The organism is Ottowia flava (genome assembly GCF_008017535.1).
Lineage (GTDB): Bacteria > Pseudomonadota > Gammaproteobacteria > Burkholderiales > Burkholderiaceae_C > Ottowia > Ottowia flava.
Genome location: NZ_VRUA01000014.1, coordinates 80,007 through 95,196, shown reverse-complemented (window position 1 = coordinate 95,196; position 15,190 = coordinate 80,007). Strand labels below are relative to the sequence as shown.

Sequence of the window (15,190 nt, the reverse complement as noted above, 5' to 3'; positions counted from 1 at the left end):
GTCAGCCATGTCGTTTGCTCCGAATGGCTGTAGTGTGCCCTACAGGTTAGGGTTTGTCAAGTATATAATTCCCTAAAAATTCCAACTCAGCACGGGCCTTCTTAAGTTCTGCTTCTTGCCGATCCATCGTTGCTTTGTTGCTGACAAGGACGGCAGGCGTTGCGTTCACAAAGTCATCGGAGATAACAGCGCTTTCGCTTTGGATTGCAAGAACATCTTCGCCATCTGTTCGATATTCATTCCCAAGAACGATTGACATCTCCGGCTTTTGCAAGGTGAGTTCACGCCAGCTTTGCTGAATAAAAATCGCATTGGATTCCAGCATTCGCGCAAGTGCTGGAAGGGACTTCTCGGCCCCTTCTTGCGGGATGTTGATGACGATGCGGTTAGCACCCTTTGTGTCAATGACTGCGAACATTGTTTTCTCCTGGTTGAAAAACGAAAGGCACCCTTTGGATGCCCTTGGTTTTTGCCCCTCAGTGAAGGGCGTGCCGGTTACGCAATCCGGCTCCATAAGGGACGCATTCATGCCCAAGCTATGACGCTCTGAGGCTTCGTGGTTATCGGCTTCACTTATGCGTTAAGGGCTCGCCAAACCCAAGTACCCCGCGCGCCGTGCGCCTCCTTTGTCCGGGTAACTCGCCTATCAACAACTTGTGCGCATTTCCTCCCCGCGCTGTGGCGAGGCATGCGGCCCACGTTTTGGCGTGGAGCAGGCGAGAGGGAGCGGCCATCTATCCGCTGTGCATCGCCTGTTGGTGCGCTCTGGTTCTTGGCCGCACCGCCTCACCCGGATTCGGAGCTACCCCACTCCCGGTTTGTGCCCACTACTCATCTAAGAGCTGCCACCAACTAAGGCTGGTGATCCGCAGGAATTCGGCGCAATGAGATGTGAAGGGTGGGCAGGCTGCCCACACCTACCTCAAACGTCGTCCCAATGGCTGTTTCGGACTTCCACCGCATTGCCACGCCAAAGGGCTCCTTTCGTCTGTGCGGCTCGGATTGCCATTCAAGCCCAGGCTCCGCGTCACCCATCACATCTCACTGCTTGTTAACGATCCCTGCGGCTCGGCTCGATCACTTGGCCCGTCGCCCAACTGGTTGTTGGTGCGATGGGTGTATTCTGTACCGAAAACGGTACGCAGCGCAACCGTTTTCGGTATGGCCAAATGAAACAAGATGTGAATTAGCTACAGCGCCAACTTTCCGTGCACTACTGACCCGCCAGTCAGAAACCCCGCCCAGGCAACAGAAAACCGCCCGAAGGCGGTTGTGTGGGGGTGGTGTGGAGGCGATCTAGCCGACGTTGGAAATGAACAACCGTCGGATGTCTCCGTCGTTCAGTTCGGCCTTTCCAACCAAGGTGATTGGCGTGCCATCAATGAAGGCCGACAAGTAGGGGTTGGCTTGCACACGAAACAGTGGGTCGGTGATGCTGATGGGAACTCGACTTTCATCGTCGCCAGCAAGACGAACCTTGCCAGTCGCGTTCTCCCGATCCAGCTCCGTGATGACCGCAGCCCAGGGGCGTTCATCGGTGACCTCGTTGGAGGCCAGCGCCATGATTGCGGCCTTGTCTTCGCTGTCGAACACGGTTCCGTTCACCGTGATCTGCGATGCGCTGCCACCTATGGGCGTCACAGCCTGCTTGACTGCTGGTTTGAGCGAATCAGCCATCTTGTCGATAGTAGAGAACATTCGATCAACAAGCTCGCGCTCGCGCTGCCCATTGGCTGACAGGGCGGTTTGAAGGGCGGCGGCGAGATGCTTCACTTCTTCGTGATTGTTGGCAGCTTTGGCAACGATGTAGGCAACGAGCGCGGCAAGAATGGCGCCCGCGAAGCCTTGGAACACTTGCTGCTGCTTGGCAAGTTCCCATACTTCATAGAGCAGATTAAAGCACTTTGGTTCGGCTTCTGCCACGAACACACGAGCATTCTGCGCTGGCAGCTTGCGAACGAACTCGCCCGTGATCGCGAAGTGCCCAGCCGTGGCAAGGATGCGCGCAAATCCGCCAAGCGACTCCGACAACTCCATCGCATCAATGACATGGCGCTCGGCATCGTTGCCGTCGTAGGTGATTTCTACTTTGCCAATCATGCGTGCGACCTTGTTTGACCTACACCACCCACCACACCACCAGCATCACCACCGCTGAAACCGGCAGCCAGTACAACAGGCTGACCAGGCGGCGCTTGGTGGTGCGGTACATGGCGGGGACTTTACTTCGCGCGGCGAACCACTGTTTCGCTACCGATTTCTAGCCAGTCGATCTCAAGATCGCGCTTAGAAACGACGCAGGTTGCATACGTGTCCAGCATAGCCCCGAATCCGTTTTGCAATTGCAGCCCGCTACCGCTCTTCCACTCAAACCCATACTGATCAGCATCCAAAGGGAATGATTGCGGCACGCTGGGAACAACGGCGCGCTGTGCGTTCCTTGAGGCGCGCCGGATGGCCGTTTGGCAGTGGAGCAGCGCGCCAGCCGCCTGGGTATCCGCTGGCGATTGAGCGGGCGCGGGGCCTTTTGTGGCCTCGCCGTAAAACACGATGAACAGCACTAGGGCGAAAAACACGGCGAGCGCCTTCACGACGGGGCGTGTTCGCTTTTTCCCCTGCGCTGGCGTTTCCTCGCTGGCGACCTCTTGCTGTACGGGCTGTGCCTTGGCCGCCCCAGTCGGGCGCCGCTGTACCGCCAGAACGCCATGCTCCGCGACATAGCGATCAACTTTGGCGTAGATCGCGCCGCATTTCGGGCATTGCTCCCCGATGCTGCCGGTGGCTTCAAGATTCAGGTGACTGCACTTCAGGCAGGTTTTGCGCATATCCCCTCCCAATAGATACATCGACTTACATCATAGCTTGGCGCCCATCCACACGGCCTGACCAATGATGTGGGCAGGGCTGCCCTCACCAATGGGTATGTCGTGGCTGTCGGGGTTCAGGCTGTGCGCAACCCAGGCGTCGCCAACTTTTAGGGCTTGTTTCACGATCAGGCCCTCGTCATGGTGGACGAACGCGAACACCTCGCCGTCCACCGGCTTGCGCTTGGATGTGTTAATCAGCAGTACGGCGCCATCCAATATCTTGGGGTACATCGAGTTTCCCGAGACATTCACGATCTTCCCGTCCTGCGGCTTGGTGATCCCGCAGTCACGCAAGAAATCAGAGCGGAATTGGAGCGATCCAATCGTCTCGTGGGCGACCGCCTCTTTGCCCGGCCCTGCGCCGACAGAAACGTCGATCCGGTCAATCGACACGAATTCATCGTCTACCCCCGGCATCCGCAGCAAGGAATCGACGTCGGTGCGCGCGAAGGTTGCGAACTTCTCCAGGGAGGCGATCCGCACACCGGGATCTCCGTGAGCGATCCGCGCAAGTGTTCCGCCGCCTATCGACAAGCCCACGTCGGCCATAGCCTGCCGAACCACGCCGATGCCGCGTCCCGCAGCTATCCGTTTGTAGTTGGCGGCCAACGCTGGGTTTAAGTCGGACTGCTTCATATCTACATGGTGCCCCTTGCGGTACCGATTTCGGTATGGCACAATCAAACCGAAATCGGTATGAATATGAGCCACATCGAACCTATTACGGAATACCTGCAAAGGCGGCTTCGTGATGCTGGTGCCGCGAAATTCGACGCCATTGCTGCGGCGAGCGGTGTTCGCGCCAGCTTCATCCGCAAGTTTGTCTACGGGAGCAGGGACAACCCCCGGGTCCAAACCGTCCAGCCATTGCTGGACTTCTTCGCTGCGATTGATCGAGGTGAGATTCATCTCGATTCCCTGCCGCAGCCAGTGGAGGCAGCATGAAATCCTGTCTCATTTGTGGCGCAGACATCAGCTTCCGCCCCTACGGCACGCTCTACTGCCTTGGCCGCTGTGCTGCGGAGGCGAACCTTCGCAACGGAGCGGGCGCTGCCTACCGAGCAGTCCAACGCGAGATCGCGGCGGGTCGCATGCTCCCTGCACGCCACTACAAGTGCGTCGACTGCAAGAAGCAGGCCCTCGATTGGGATCATCGTGACTACAACAGGCCCCTGGATGTAGAGCCCGTTTGCCGGAGTTGCAACAAGAAGCGCGGCCCTGCTCTGCCTGTAGGTGAAGGCTTGTTCACCAGCAAACAGGCGAAGTTCGTGACGCCGAACTTCGTAGCTCCTCGCCGCTCCGAACTCTCCCCCAAGGAGGCCGCTTAAGTGCGCCTCCATCCCCATCCCTCCGTGCCCGGTTCCCTCAGCGGGCATTTCCCTTGCCGCAATGGCAGGGGTCTTTTCGACGCATCCGTTCACAAAGCCTGCCTGCGCAGGGCTGTCCCCCTCCGGGCCGGTGGTGTTCGGGTGCGTCGAAAAGGCTTGATTTCGAGTCGTCGTCATGCCCTTAGTTTTGACCCAGCACGACTGGTGACGGAACGAGTGATTTTCACTTTTCCGATTGCATTTATTCATGGGGACAGCCATGGAACAGAAGCAACTCGCCCTGATGGGGCGCATCAACGGGCCTTCCGTAGCTCCTACTTCGGTAGTGGCTCAGGCCAAGACGTTCCGGGAAGCCGTTCGGCTGGCCTGGGCACATCGGCGTGTGCACTACGCCACCTTCCGACAGCTTGCCGCTGAAACGGGGATGACTGTGCAGCACGTCACCGACTACTTCCACCACGACGACAAGCCCACGCGCCGCAGCCTGCCTGCCGAGCGCATCGCGGCCTTTGAGTCGTTCGTGGGCAACAGCATCGCTTCTCAGTGGCTGGCAGCGCAATCCCAGCTGACCGTGCTCGAAGAAATGCAAGCCGAAAGGATGGCCGCGTGAACGTCTACTGGCCCAAAACCCGAATCATCAAGTCGCATGGCAACGCTTTCACGGCGCATCTGGGTGCGACGCCCCAGGAAACGCGCACCTGCCAGCAATGTGGCGAAACCAAGACGCTCGCCGGGTTTGTTGGCACTCGGATGGTCTGCCGCCGTTGCCGCAACAAGCGCCAAGAGGAACTCCGGGCTAAGGCACGGGCGCCGCACATGGGTGTTTATTCAAAGGCTTGACATGCATACACAGGTATCCCGACTCGCAAAGCTGCTGGCCCGCAAACGCGGCACCACAGCCTACGAAATCATGATCGTGTGCAAGACCGTGTGCCCACATAAGCGCATGTCCGACCTCAAGGCGCGCGGCTGGACGATCGTCAAGAAGCCGATCACAGGCACGCGGTTCCATCGGTACTTCGGGCAGGCGCCTAAGCGTGGTTGCTGATGACTGCGACCGAATTGGAGCAGGACATTGCGGCTATCGACGCGCGCATCAACCGGCACGCGGAGCTAGTGGTTGATGCCTGCGACCTGGCGGACTTCCACAAGGCTGAGGTTCGTTCGCTGTACGTGGAGCGGGCGCGCCTGACGGCTATGCGCTCGCCCGCAACTGTCCGAGCCATGGAGCAGGCAAGGGGGCTGGTGTGAGTGCCAACGCTTGGTTTCGGCTGTATGCCGAGTTCGCGAATGACCCGAAGGTGCAGATCATGCCCGAGCACATGCAGCGGCGCTTGATCATGCTGATGTGCCTCCGTTGCGGAAACGTTCTTGAAACGTTACATGAAACGGAGCTTGCATTTCACCTCCGAATCAGCGATTCCGAATTGGCGGACACAAAGGCTCTTTTCATGCAAAAAGGCTTCATTGATGACGCCTGGAATCTGCTGAATTGGGACAAGCGTCAGTTCAAAAGTGATAGCAGCACAGACAGGGTTCGCGCCTATCGCAACAAGAACAAGGCAAGTGAAACGTTACATGAAACGGAAGTGAAACGTTCCAGTAACGCCCTAGATACAGATACAGATACAGATACAGATAAAGAAGATACGTCGCCAAGCGCCGCCATCGTCAGTCTGCCGACTGACCGACAGCCGCCGTGCGAATACCAAGCCGTTGTTGACCTGTACAACGAAACACTGCCCGAGCTGCCGTCTGCACGGCTGATGACCGAAAAGCGAAAGAAGGCCATCAAGTCGTTTTGGACGTGGGTGCTGACGGCGAAAAAGTCGGACGGCAAGCCGCGCGCAACCAACAGCTCCGAAGCGCTTGGCTGGATCGGCGAGTACTTCGCCCGAGCGCGGGACAACGATTTCCTGATGGGCCGCACGCCTCCTACCGGACAGCACGCGAATTGGCGCTGTGACCTGGATTTCCTGCTGACGGACAAAGGCAAAACGCAGGTGATCGAGAAGGCGAGGGCCGCAGCATGAACGCGCGTCTTGACGACTACGCGACTGCCGAGCTGACCAGCCTAGAGTCCGAGGCCAGCCTTGTCGGCGCCCTGTTGCTGGACAACGCAGCATTTGATCGAATTTCCGACGCGCTGCGCCCGGAGCACTTCTCGAGCGACACGCACCGCACGGTGTTCAACGAGATTGCTCGCCAACTGTCCACAGGTAAGCCAGCCGATGTGGTGACGGTCTTTTCCGGCCTGAATAACGAAATAGAGCTGAGCGAGTTGAACGCTCTGGCGCAGTACGTGCCCAGTGGAGCCAACATTCGACGCCATGCAGAACTGGTGATCGAGCGCTACAAGGCCCGCCAATTGGCCGCTGTGAGCCGAGAAGTCTACGAGCTGGCACATGACAACCACCGCAGCATTGAAGAGCGTGTAGAGGCCGCGCAGGGTCAGTTGGCCCGATTGATTGACGACAGCCCACGTGACGAATGGATCGGCGCCCACGAAGGCATGTTGAAGCACACACAGGTGCTTGAAGACCGTGCCGAGGGAAAGATCAAGTCATGGCCGACCGGGCTCTGCGACTTGGACGACTACCTGGAGGGTGGTTTGCGCCCCGGGTCGCTGGTGGTGCTGGGTGCGCGCCCGAGCCACGGCAAAACCGCTATGGGTATGTCGATTGGCCTGCACATGGCCTCGAGCTATTCCGTCGCCTTGATGAGCATGGAAATGCCGCACCGCGACGTGCGCGACCGAATGACCGCCATCTTGGGCCGCGTCAGCTTGTCCAGCGTTATCCGCCCGAACAAGGGTGAAGGCTTGGCATGGGATCGCGTACTCGAGGGTGCTGAGCTGGCCCGGTCGCTCAACTTCTACGTGACTGACCAGTCTGGCTTGAACATCAACCAAGTCCGCGCCAAGGCACGCAACCTGCGCCGCCTGCATGGCTTGAACGTGTTGGTGGTGGACTACATCGGCCTGATGACGGGCTTGGACAGCAAGCAGTCCCGCGCCTACCAAATCGAGGAAGTGACCAAGGGCTTGAAGTCACTAGCCAAGGAGCTGGACATCTGCGTCATTGCCTTGGCACAGCTGAACCGGAACATCGAGCAGCGAATGAATCGCAGGCCAATGCTAAGCGACTTCCGCGATTCCGGGTCTATCGAGCAGGACGCCGACATTGTGTTTGGGCTGCATCGGGAAGTCGTGGACAAGCCCGACCTTGGCGACACCTGGAAGGTTCACGCCGACCTATGCATCTTGAAGAACCGCCAGGGCCGTACCGGGCAAATCAATCTGCACTACGCAGGCGAGCAAACCAGGTTCTCTAGCTGGAGCGGGCCAGCCCCCAGCCACGCTGTGCCGTCCAAAGCAAAGCGCGGATATGAGGAGTTTGAGTGATGAACATGGCCGACATACACAAGGCTATTGAAGCCGAAATCCAGCGCCGCCCTTATGCCAAGCTCATCAAGTCGAAAGACCCGCGCGTGCGGTTTCAGGCATTGCGCAACTTCTACAGGGCAGCCGACAGAGAGATTCAGCAAGCCGGTCGTGCTGAGTGGGGCATCGACCCCTACGAAGTCGATTGGCTGAATGTGTTCACCCACATAGAGCGGGCGTTGTGGCACGACATTCGAGCGGCAGACGCTGTGCTGTATCCGCAATACCCGATAGGCCCGTTCTTTGTGGACTTCGGCAATCCGGTCGCCAAGGTTGCTGTTGAGTGTGACGGCTTCGCATACCACCAAGACAAGGCCAAGGATGCCTCGCGCGATGAAGAACTGCGCAAGTTGGGGTGGAGTGTCTGCCGCCTGACTGGCTCCGAATGCATCCGCGACATGAATGAGGAAACGCTCGAGAAAAGCGTGCCGCGCCAGATGGTTGATCGGCTGATGCTATCGCATGGGATTGGGAGGTGCGCATGACCCAGCCAACCCGCACCCGCATCCGCAACTTCTTTGCCAACAACCCCGGCAGAGAAATGCGCACCGCCCAATTCTCCGGTTGGTATGGCGTTCACCGCGTCACTGCTGCCAAGGCAATCCACCAGATGGTCCAAGCCGGTGAATTGGTCAAGCGGCGCAGCGGCAAGGAGATTTACTACGCGGCACCAAAGGTGTCCGCATGAGCAAGGCGCAGCAAATTGGCCGCCTGATCCGCCTTCTGGACGGCACGCGAACCTTGACTGAGGCCGCCGCGAAATCCGGCCTGCACCCGCAAACCGCGCTCTGTTACGTGCGAACGTGGCATCGGCTGGGCGCTTGCCACGTCAGTAAGGTTCAAGGTAGGGCAGGGGATGGACGCAAGACCGTGCTGATCTACAAGATCGGCCCCGGAAAGGACGTTCGACCACCCTACAAGGTGAGCGCCAAACAGCGCAACTGGGTTCGTGCGGTCACGTTCGCAATGCTTATCAAGCGCCTGGACGGGCTGCACACCTTGGATGACTTTGTTGAGGAAGTCGGCCTGGAGCCGCGCCCCATGCGAGAACTGCTCAAGCAGCTTCACGAGTCCGGCGCTATCCGCATCGCAGGCTGGGAGGAAGGCTACACGGGCATCAAAGCCCGCCCCATGTACGCCCTGAACCGTGGCGGCAGACCAGCCAACGAGCCTGCCAGGCCAGGGGCTAAGAGCAATGCGGAGCGCTTGAGAGAGCGCAGGCAGTTGCGAAAGGCAGCAGCAATCAATTCCTTGTTCGCTGGCAACGCGGAGCACTTCCGGGAAGCGGCGTGACATGCCAAGAAGCTGCCGACCACTACACCCACCTAGCCCAACAACCCGGCTGGAGGCACTACGTCAGCCACAGGGTGAAGGAAATGGAAGCCGAGGCGCCCGAGCTGTATCGGGGTCTGTACGCAACGGTCAAACAACGCTTGGAAGAGATTGAGGGGAAGCAGGATGAATGAGTGGATTGAGTGGAAAGAGCCGTTTTGCCCTGTGTTTGGGACGGCCATGCTGGAGATCAGGGTTCAAGATGGAGCAACATTTACCGCTTTGGCGCGCGATGTTCGCTGGGACACAGCGCGGGCAGTCGCTTACCGCCATGCGGTTGGACTACACCCCACCCAAGCTGTAGTCCAAAACCCGGACAGCCTGCAGCCCTTCGCCATCGTGGCCATCGTCTCGCCGGTAGATGGTCGCCGGTACAGCCTGGCAGAGGAGGCCAAACAGGAAGCGTTGCGGCTGTCCGAGGAAAAGGGCTACAGCTACACCGTTGTTCAGGTGCTGGGCGAGGCGAAGTGCCACAAGTCGTCGGAGTGGGTTGGTGGCTGAGCGCATCTCCCTGCGCCTGATCAACGCCCAACAAGGCTACCAGGCCATCAACACCGCATGGCACCGCGCCAAGGCTCTGCTGATGGCCGGCCACCGTCTTGTGCTGGAGCTGCGGCCAGACACGCGCAGCAACGAGCAGAACGCCAAGTTCCATGCCATCTGCTCGGACATATCCCGCGCCCGTTTGGCATGGGCTGGCAAGCCGCGCACTGCCGCCGAATGGAAGGTGCTGTTGGTCAGCGGCCATGCCGTCGCGACAAAGCAGGGCGCTGAAATCGTGCCGGGCCTTGAGGGTGAGTTTGTGAATATCAGAGAGTCCACGGCACGCATGAGCCGTGCGCGTGGTTCATCTTTGATTGAGTACGCGCTGGAGTTCTGCGCGTCCAACGGGGTTGAACTGCGCGAATCGGTGCAATGGGTTGACCCAGAGACTGGGGAAATTGCGTGACCCGCCAGCCCAAGCCCAAGCGCTGCAAGGTATGCAAGGCCGAATTCATTCCGGTTCGCCCCATGCAAAAGGCGTGCAGCGTGGATTGCGCCAAGGCTATGGCTGTGTCAGAGCGGGGCAAGCGTGAAGCCAAAGAGGCGGCCAAGGATCGGGCTGAGACACGCAAGCGCAAGGAAGCCAACAAGACATTGCCCCAGCTGCACAAGGAGGCTCAGATTGAGTTCAACAAGTTCATCCGAAACCGAGACAAGGACAAGCCTTGCATTTGCTGCGGAAGGCCGCTTAATCCGTCTGAAGTTGGCGGAGGGTTTGACTGCGGACATTACCGCTCAGTCGGGAGCGCTCCACATCTGCGTTACACCGAATCCAACGCCCACGGACAAACGAAGCACTGCAATAGGTACGGCGCGGGCAGGGCTGTTGACTATCGCATTGGCCTTGTGGCCCGCATTGGGCTGGAGGCTGTGGGATCGCTGGAGGCCAACAACACCGTCCGCAAGTGGACACGCGACGAAGTAAGGGCCATTCGGGACGAATACCGGGCTAGGAATCGACACATGAAGGATCAGACATGACCAATGAGCAGCTTGCGGTAGTGATCAATGGATACATCGACGCACTGCGTCAGGCCAGACAGCAGTGCCTTGAAGCGCTTCCGTCGCATCTCATTACTGAGACCCACACCTTCCTAGGTGGGACGTACAGGTCAGCGCCGTGCCTCGATGGTGTGGGCGACGTGCTCAGTCGTATGCAGGGCGATGTACTGCGGCTGTCGTCCGTGACGGTGGCGCTTGACGATGCCACCCGGCTGGCGAGGGGGTAGGGGTGGGGTACCCCCGTCAAGGTACCTCTACCCAGTATGGGGCACGCGAGTGATTCGCACCCCGATCTTTCCCTGTTGCACGACTCTTTATAGCCAATTGTTTCGATAGATGGCACTCAAAATAACTGAAACTCATGTTTTTGAGCTGAATGCCCCACCTTCCGCGCTGGATGTGGCGATTTTGGTCGGCGTAACCCGTCAGGCCATCGCCAACATGCTTTCCGACAACCGGCTTGGCAGCCCGAAGACCAACGGCGAGTTGCTGTTGGCCTACTGCGCGCGCCTGCGCGAGACGGCAAGCAATCGCGGACAGGTCATTCGGTCTGATGGTGATGGCGACTTGAATCCGCAGCAAGAAAAGGCCCAGCTGGATCGTTCCCGGCGCGAGGCGCAAGAGATTAAGAACGCAGTGGCCAGGGGGGAATTCGCGCCAATTGAGCTTCTGACCAACACGCTTGCATCGGCTTCGGTGGCGGTGGCCGACCAATTCGACCAATTGCCCAACATGGTTCGCAAGTCCTGCCCAGACATGAGGCCGGGCGAAGTTGAAACTGTGCAAAGGGTCATCAACAACGCGCGCAACGCTTGGGTGCGTGGCACAGCCGCTCTGGTGTCCGAGTCTTTGGATGAAGACATGGGCCAAGACGAGGGCGAGGGCGACGATGCGTCCGTTTGAGCCAGAAGCCATCGCCGCCATCAAGGCGGCCGTCCTTGAGGGCTTAACCGGCCTGCGCGCCGACCCGCCCGAAGCCCTGGCCGACTGGGCGCGAGAGAACTTCATTCTTGCCGGTGAGAGCAGCCAGCAGCGCGGTGCCTGGCAAGCGTGGGCTTTCCAGATTGGCATCTTGGACTTCATGTCTGACGACCGGATCGAGGACTTGGTAGTTGGCAAGTCCAAGCGCGTCGGCTACTCGAAGATGATCACCGCCTTCGTGGCGTACAACATCGCCCACCGTCGCCGCAACGTGGCTCTCTGGCAGCCCACGGACGACGATCGCGACAGCTACGTCAAGTCGGAAATCGACCCGGTGCTGAACGGTGTCGAAGCGGTGAAGAAGTGCCGCAGGGGCAAAGACCGCGAAACCATCGCGCTCAAGCGATTTCGCTACAGCAGCCTGCACGTCCTGGGTGGTAAAGCTGCCCGCGCCTACCGACGCATCACCGTCGCCGTCGCCATCTTGGACGAATGGTCAGCCTTCGATATTTCGATTGAGAAAGCGGGCGATCCTGGAGGCTTGGCAAAGGGCCGTCTTGAAGGCGCACCGTTTCCCAAGTTCATCGGCGGCAGCACGCCACGGCTAAAGGGCATCTGCCATGTCGAGCGGGCGTTGTCCAACACCATTGGCCTGGTCCGCTACAACATTGCGTGTCCACACTGTGGAGTAGAGCACCCATTGACCTTTGGGCAGGGCAAGAAGTCCGGTCTGATGTGGGAGCCGGGGCAGCCTGAAACCGTTCGGCATGTGTGTCCACACTGCCTGGAGTCCATCAAACAGTCTGACTACCTGGTCGCAGGCGAGCCGCCAAAGGGAGATTGGGTGTGCGAGCGCACTGGTAAGCGCTACACCTCGGCTCGTCAGTGGCTCGATGAAGACGGAATTCCATGCGAACCGCCTCGCACCCTCGGCGTCCATGTGTGGGCCGCGTACTCACCTCAGCGAAGCTGGGAAAGCATTGCCGAGGAGCACGAACAAGCCGAAAAAGCTCTACAGGCTGGCAACGAAGGCCCGATGCAGCTGTTCGTCAATGAAACGCGCGGCGAGACTTGGGAACTCGTTGGCGAAGGCGGCGACGAAAGCGAACTCAAACGTAGAGCCGAGCCCTACAGCCTCAAAACCGTGCCTGCTGGCGCCCTTGTCCTAACCGCAGCCGTGGACGTGCAGCGCACCTGGTGGCAGATCACCGTGTGGGGCTGGGGGCCGGGCATGGAATCGTGGGTTGTTGATCGTGTTCGGATCGACGGCAACCCAACGGTTGAGGGCGATTGGGACGCTGTGACCACCTATCTGCAGCAGGTTTACCCACACGAACTGGGCGAATTCATCCGAATTTCCGCGATCACAGCCGACTCTGGCGACCAAACCCAAGCGGTCTACGCCTGGGCCATGCGTGACACCAACAAGCTGCCCAAGCTGATGATCGGCAAGGGTTCCAGCTACCAAGAAAAGCCCATCCTGAACTCTGCCGTTCCGGTGGATGTGAACTACCGGGGCCAGAAAGTGCCGTCCGGCATCAAGCGCTGGGAAATCGGCGTTCACGCTGCGAAAGATTTGCTGCTGGGTCAGTTGTCGGTCGAAGAACCCGGCCCCGGCTACGTCCATTTCAGCGAAGACCTGGACGACGAGTTTTACGCCCAGCTCACAGCCGAGAAGCGAATTCTTGCCAAGGTGAACGGACGTGACGTGTTCAAGTGGGTCAAGACTCGGGCGCGAAACGAGGAACTTGACCTTCGCAACTACGCCTTGCACGCAGCACTAGCGTTGAAGCTCAACCGCATGCCCGCCGACAGGTGGGAATCAATTCGCCGCGCCCTGACCAAAGACAAACCAGCCGCAGCACCAACGCCTATTCACCAGCCGACACACGCTGTCAGGCCCGCACGCCGCATTCGTTCCAGAGGAGTAGCACCGTGAGCAATGAAGACCAAGGCCGATACATCCGATATGCGGCGCCTGCGCCGGTCGAGAAAGACGAAATCGAGTCGATTCGCGGTAATGCGGAGGAAAGGCGGCTGCATGAACTTGCTGAGGACTGGGCGCTCTGGTGCCACACCCGCAAGTACATCGGCTCGCCCAAACCTTTGCAGATCAACTCGATTGCTCGCTGGGCCGCGCCCATGAGAGCGACCGCCTCAGTCGGGCGCGATGGGGTGATGGATGCGCAGATGCAGCTGTTCAATACGGCAGTGATGGCACAACAGCAAGGGCTTGGGCGGCAGGCTTTCTTGCTGTACTACTTGAACCGCGTCCGTCCTGTGAAGCTGATTGCCGGGGCTTTGAGCGTCAGCCGAAAGCACGTCTACACGCTTGTGTCTGACTTCCGCGCTGATGCCGCAAGGTCGATGGGGTCGCTGGAACAGGCTGCTGCCGAGACAAGGGCGGAGTTTCAGGCGGGGCGGCTGGCTTACTGTACGGAGGACTGAAAAATGCTTATTAAGCAAGGCCAAATATTTGTTTTCAAGGTCAATGACCATGTAAATGACTCATACGGCGAGTTGGGCGCTGTCGTTCGCGCAGTCACAGATTTAGATTACGAAGTAATAGAGATGCAATGGCTAGAGAAGCTGCGGGAGAGGGGGTATCTAGATAGCTTGGCGGAACACTTCGGGGCTTTCATCATGTGGATGGAGGCGCGCAATCTTATAGAGGGCGTGGACAACCGAGAGGTGCCGATCGTCAAGTTCGACAACGGAGATGTGGAGCAAAAGTTCAAGGACTACCCTGTCCGATTTAACACGCATACACCGGAGGTAAAGCCGCCACTTGACGAGTTGGCGCATTTTTCACACAACGGGATAATCTATAAAGAGACGCGCAAGGGAGATTTGGCTATCGAGGGCAAAACGGACATTGTTGGGCGTGTTGATAGAAAACTTCGTAGAGCCATTCTCAATGATGGGACGCAGATTGCGTTGTAGCGCCTTGCCCGGCTTGTGGGCACGTGCACGCGGGCAACCGAGCGAGCCAGGCGTCGTTCAAATGCCTGGCTTGCGACTTTGAGGGGCACGCCGACCATGTTGGCGCGCTCAACGTTTTGGCGCGGGGGCACCGCGTCATGGCCTGTGGAGGGGACGTCAGACGTGCGGGTTCTGCAAAGAACCCAAACGCAGCCCCTGCGAAGCAGGAACCCGCCGAAGCGATCGGGTGTGGAGCGATCCATGCGTGACGCCGTAGGAATCCTCGCCATTCAGGGCGGGGAGGATGTCAAGCCAACACCTATCAAAGCCGGGAGAATCTGCGGTGACCAATGACCAAGCAAAAACCGTTCTAGCGTTGCTGTGCGGGTGGGGGAGGGGAGACCCGCCAAGCCAGCTTTCCTGCCTTGACCCATTTGTGGATAGCGAGTGGCGACCACCTTTCGAGATATTGCTTGACGGCGTTTTTACCGCCGACCAGCTAGAAGCCATGGCGATGTGGCTGCGCGACCCGAAGGCGATAACGGGCGCACGCGTTACCAAAACAGGTGACAACTTAGCGGGTGACAATCCACCCAGCTAAACGATACATTCCTGCTATCTGGCTGTCATAGCCACCAAGCCCCGCGCAGCGCAAGTTGCCGGGGCTTTTTCATTGCGGTGTGACCGCAGCGCCCGATGCGCGCAGAGTGAGTGGCCCATGTCCGGGGCAGACCATCAAAAACCGGATTCCCTACTGGCAAGACGGGGACGCTAGCTACAGCAGGCAAGCGATAAACAGGAAACTGCCAATTGACGCCCGCAAGGGATAAGCG

Annotated in this window: 23 protein-coding genes and 1 pseudogene; 20 read left to right on the top strand and 4 right to left on the bottom strand. The window is 59.0% G+C overall.

Annotated features, from left to right (window positions below; translation table 11 throughout):
• Positions 1 to 46: 46 nt before the first annotated feature.
• The 4 genes from FVQ98_RS14190 to FVQ98_RS14175 all read right to left on the bottom strand — a co-directional run bounded on the left by FVQ98_RS14190 (position 47) and on the right by FVQ98_RS14175 (position 3,776).
• Positions 47 to 418 (bottom strand): hypothetical protein, encoded by a 372-nt coding sequence (locus FVQ98_RS14190; protein ID WP_147914115.1) that lies wholly within the window; start codon positions 416 to 418, stop codon positions 47 to 49.
• 878 nt (positions 419 to 1,296) lie between these two features.
• Complete coding sequence (locus tag FVQ98_RS14185) at positions 1,297 to 2,100, bottom strand: DUF7946 domain-containing protein (protein WP_147914107.1); 804 nt, start codon at positions 2,098 to 2,100, stop codon at positions 1,297 to 1,299.
• Positions 2,101 to 2,222: 122 nt separating this feature from the next.
• Positions 2,223 to 2,825: a hypothetical protein gene (locus FVQ98_RS14180; protein ID WP_147914106.1), complete on the bottom strand. Its 603-nt coding sequence runs from the start codon at positions 2,823 to 2,825 to the stop codon at positions 2,223 to 2,225.
• A 30-nt stretch (positions 2,826 to 2,855) separates the two neighbouring features.
• Positions 2,856 to 3,776, bottom strand: coding sequence for a S24 family peptidase (locus FVQ98_RS14175; protein ID WP_147914105.1), 921 nt, complete (start codon positions 3,774 to 3,776; stop codon positions 2,856 to 2,858).
• 32 nt (positions 3,777 to 3,808) lie between these two features.
• Between FVQ98_RS14175 and FVQ98_RS14170 the strand changes: the two genes are divergently transcribed.
• The 20 genes and pseudogenes from FVQ98_RS14170 (at position 3,809) to FVQ98_RS14085 (ending at position 14,958) form a co-directional block, all read left to right on the top strand.
• Complete coding sequence (locus FVQ98_RS14170) at positions 3,809 to 4,195, top strand: hypothetical protein (RefSeq protein ID WP_147914104.1); 387 nt, start codon at positions 3,809 to 3,811, stop codon at positions 4,193 to 4,195.
• A gap of 259 nt (positions 4,196 to 4,454) precedes the next feature.
• On the top strand, positions 4,455 to 4,805 hold the full coding sequence (locus FVQ98_RS14165; RefSeq protein ID WP_147914103.1) for a hypothetical protein: 351 nt from the start codon (positions 4,455 to 4,457) through the stop codon (positions 4,803 to 4,805).
• Positions 4,802 to 5,035, top strand: coding sequence for a hypothetical protein (locus tag FVQ98_RS14160; RefSeq protein ID WP_187265746.1), 234 nt, complete (start codon positions 4,802 to 4,804; stop codon positions 5,033 to 5,035). Before FVQ98_RS14165 ends, FVQ98_RS14160 begins: the two co-directional genes overlap by 4 nt.
• Before the next feature lies 1 nt (position 5,036).
• Complete coding sequence (locus FVQ98_RS19905; protein WP_222707610.1) at positions 5,037 to 5,243, top strand: hypothetical protein; 207 nt, start codon at positions 5,037 to 5,039, stop codon at positions 5,241 to 5,243.
• Positions 5,243 to 5,446, top strand: coding sequence for a hypothetical protein (locus FVQ98_RS14155; protein ID WP_147914101.1), 204 nt, complete (start codon positions 5,243 to 5,245; stop codon positions 5,444 to 5,446). The genes FVQ98_RS19905 and FVQ98_RS14155 overlap by 1 nt, the downstream gene beginning before the upstream one ends.
• Entirely contained in the window at positions 5,443 to 6,228 is a 786-nt protein-coding gene (locus tag FVQ98_RS14150) for a hypothetical protein (protein WP_255507788.1), read from the top strand. The genes FVQ98_RS14155 and FVQ98_RS14150 overlap by 4 nt, the downstream gene beginning before the upstream one ends.
• A complete protein-coding gene (locus FVQ98_RS14145; protein WP_147914100.1) occupies positions 6,225 to 7,598 on the top strand; it encodes a replicative DNA helicase in 1,374 nt (457 codons plus the stop codon). Before FVQ98_RS14150 ends, FVQ98_RS14145 begins: the two co-directional genes overlap by 4 nt.
• Positions 7,598 to 8,122, top strand: coding sequence for an endonuclease domain-containing protein (locus tag FVQ98_RS14140; RefSeq protein ID WP_147914099.1), 525 nt, complete (start codon positions 7,598 to 7,600; stop codon positions 8,120 to 8,122). Before FVQ98_RS14145 ends, FVQ98_RS14140 begins: the two co-directional genes overlap by 1 nt.
• Entirely contained in the window at positions 8,119 to 8,325 is a 207-nt protein-coding gene (locus FVQ98_RS14135; RefSeq protein WP_147914098.1) for a hypothetical protein, read from the top strand. The genes FVQ98_RS14140 and FVQ98_RS14135 overlap by 4 nt, the downstream gene beginning before the upstream one ends.
• Complete coding sequence (locus tag FVQ98_RS14130) at positions 8,322 to 8,930, top strand: hypothetical protein (protein WP_147914097.1); 609 nt, start codon at positions 8,322 to 8,324, stop codon at positions 8,928 to 8,930. Before FVQ98_RS14135 ends, FVQ98_RS14130 begins: the two co-directional genes overlap by 4 nt.
• 165 nt (positions 8,931 to 9,095) lie before the next feature.
• On the top strand, positions 9,096 to 9,470 hold the full coding sequence (locus tag FVQ98_RS20145) for a hypothetical protein (RefSeq protein WP_255507787.1): 375 nt from the start codon (positions 9,096 to 9,098) through the stop codon (positions 9,468 to 9,470).
• Positions 9,463 to 9,918, top strand: a complete 456-nt coding sequence (locus FVQ98_RS14125; protein ID WP_255507786.1) for a recombination protein NinB — start codon at positions 9,463 to 9,465, stop codon at positions 9,916 to 9,918. The genes FVQ98_RS20145 and FVQ98_RS14125 overlap by 8 nt, the downstream gene beginning before the upstream one ends.
• Positions 9,915 to 10,493: a recombination protein NinG gene (locus FVQ98_RS14120; RefSeq protein WP_147914095.1), complete on the top strand. Its 579-nt coding sequence runs from the start codon at positions 9,915 to 9,917 to the stop codon at positions 10,491 to 10,493. Before FVQ98_RS14125 ends, FVQ98_RS14120 begins: the two co-directional genes overlap by 4 nt.
• Positions 10,490 to 10,741, top strand: coding sequence for a hypothetical protein (locus FVQ98_RS14115; RefSeq protein WP_147914094.1), 252 nt, complete (start codon positions 10,490 to 10,492; stop codon positions 10,739 to 10,741). Before FVQ98_RS14120 ends, FVQ98_RS14115 begins: the two co-directional genes overlap by 4 nt.
• 109 nt (positions 10,742 to 10,850) lie before the next feature.
• Entirely contained in the window at positions 10,851 to 11,417 is a 567-nt protein-coding gene (locus FVQ98_RS14110) for a terminase small subunit (protein WP_147914093.1), read from the top strand.
• Entirely contained in the window at positions 11,404 to 13,374 is a 1,971-nt protein-coding gene (locus FVQ98_RS14105; protein WP_147914092.1) for a phage terminase large subunit family protein, read from the top strand. Before FVQ98_RS14110 ends, FVQ98_RS14105 begins: the two co-directional genes overlap by 14 nt.
• On the top strand, positions 13,371 to 13,883 hold the full coding sequence (locus tag FVQ98_RS14100; RefSeq protein WP_147914091.1) for a hypothetical protein: 513 nt from the start codon (positions 13,371 to 13,373) through the stop codon (positions 13,881 to 13,883). Before FVQ98_RS14105 ends, FVQ98_RS14100 begins: the two co-directional genes overlap by 4 nt.
• A 3-nt stretch (positions 13,884 to 13,886) precedes the next feature.
• Positions 13,887 to 14,378: a hypothetical protein gene (locus FVQ98_RS14095; protein ID WP_147914090.1), complete on the top strand. Its 492-nt coding sequence runs from the start codon at positions 13,887 to 13,889 to the stop codon at positions 14,376 to 14,378.
• A 17-nt stretch (positions 14,379 to 14,395) separates the two neighbouring features.
• Positions 14,396 to 14,626: pseudogene (locus tag FVQ98_RS14090) on the top strand (RNA-guided endonuclease InsQ/TnpB family protein); the annotation flags it as partial.
• Between the two features lie 74 nt (positions 14,627 to 14,700).
• The gene (locus FVQ98_RS14085; protein ID WP_147914088.1) at positions 14,701 to 14,958 is read left to right on the top strand and encodes a hypothetical protein; all 258 of its coding nucleotides are present in this window, start codon (positions 14,701 to 14,703) and stop codon (positions 14,956 to 14,958) included.
• The last annotated feature ends 232 nt before the right edge of the window (positions 14,959 to 15,190 follow it).

What these genes read in the sequence shown, in the direction of transcription:
- FVQ98_RS14175 (WP_147914105.1), bottom strand. Translation starts at nt 3,776, where the DNA reads ATGAATCTCACCTCGATCAATCGCAGCGAAGAAGTCCAGCAATGGCTG.
- FVQ98_RS14135 (WP_147914098.1), top strand. Translation starts at nt 8,119, where the DNA reads ATGACCCAGCCAACCCGCACCCGCATCCGCAACTTCTTTGCCAACAAC.
- FVQ98_RS14170 (WP_147914104.1), top strand. Translation starts at nt 3,809, where the DNA reads ATGAAATCCTGTCTCATTTGTGGCGCAGACATCAGCTTCCGCCCCTAC.
- FVQ98_RS14110 (WP_147914093.1), top strand. Translation starts at nt 10,851, where the DNA reads ATGGCACTCAAAATAACTGAAACTCATGTTTTTGAGCTGAATGCCCCA.
- FVQ98_RS14180 (WP_147914106.1), bottom strand. Translation starts at nt 2,825, where the DNA reads ATGCGCAAAACCTGCCTGAAGTGCAGTCACCTGAATCTTGAAGCCACC.
- FVQ98_RS14190 (WP_147914115.1), bottom strand. Translation starts at nt 418, where the DNA reads ATGTTCGCAGTCATTGACACAAAGGGTGCTAACCGCATCGTCATCAAC.
- FVQ98_RS20145 (WP_255507787.1), top strand. Translation starts at nt 9,096, where the DNA reads ATGAATGAGTGGATTGAGTGGAAAGAGCCGTTTTGCCCTGTGTTTGGG.
- FVQ98_RS14155 (WP_147914101.1), top strand. Translation starts at nt 5,243, where the DNA reads ATGACTGCGACCGAATTGGAGCAGGACATTGCGGCTATCGACGCGCGC.
- FVQ98_RS14095 (WP_147914090.1), top strand. Translation starts at nt 13,887, where the DNA reads ATGCTTATTAAGCAAGGCCAAATATTTGTTTTCAAGGTCAATGACCAT.
- FVQ98_RS14185 (WP_147914107.1), bottom strand. Translation starts at nt 2,100, where the DNA reads ATGATTGGCAAAGTAGAAATCACCTACGACGGCAACGATGCCGAGCGC.
- FVQ98_RS14145 (WP_147914100.1), top strand. Translation starts at nt 6,225, where the DNA reads ATGAACGCGCGTCTTGACGACTACGCGACTGCCGAGCTGACCAGCCTA.
- FVQ98_RS14130 (WP_147914097.1), top strand. Translation starts at nt 8,322, where the DNA reads ATGAGCAAGGCGCAGCAAATTGGCCGCCTGATCCGCCTTCTGGACGGC.
- FVQ98_RS19905 (WP_222707610.1), top strand. Translation starts at nt 5,037, where the DNA reads ATGCATACACAGGTATCCCGACTCGCAAAGCTGCTGGCCCGCAAACGC.
- FVQ98_RS14165 (WP_147914103.1), top strand. Translation starts at nt 4,455, where the DNA reads ATGGAACAGAAGCAACTCGCCCTGATGGGGCGCATCAACGGGCCTTCC.
- FVQ98_RS14140 (WP_147914099.1), top strand. Translation starts at nt 7,598, where the DNA reads ATGAACATGGCCGACATACACAAGGCTATTGAAGCCGAAATCCAGCGC.
- FVQ98_RS14115 (WP_147914094.1), top strand. Translation starts at nt 10,490, where the DNA reads ATGACCAATGAGCAGCTTGCGGTAGTGATCAATGGATACATCGACGCA.
- FVQ98_RS14105 (WP_147914092.1), top strand. Translation starts at nt 11,404, where the DNA reads ATGCGTCCGTTTGAGCCAGAAGCCATCGCCGCCATCAAGGCGGCCGTC.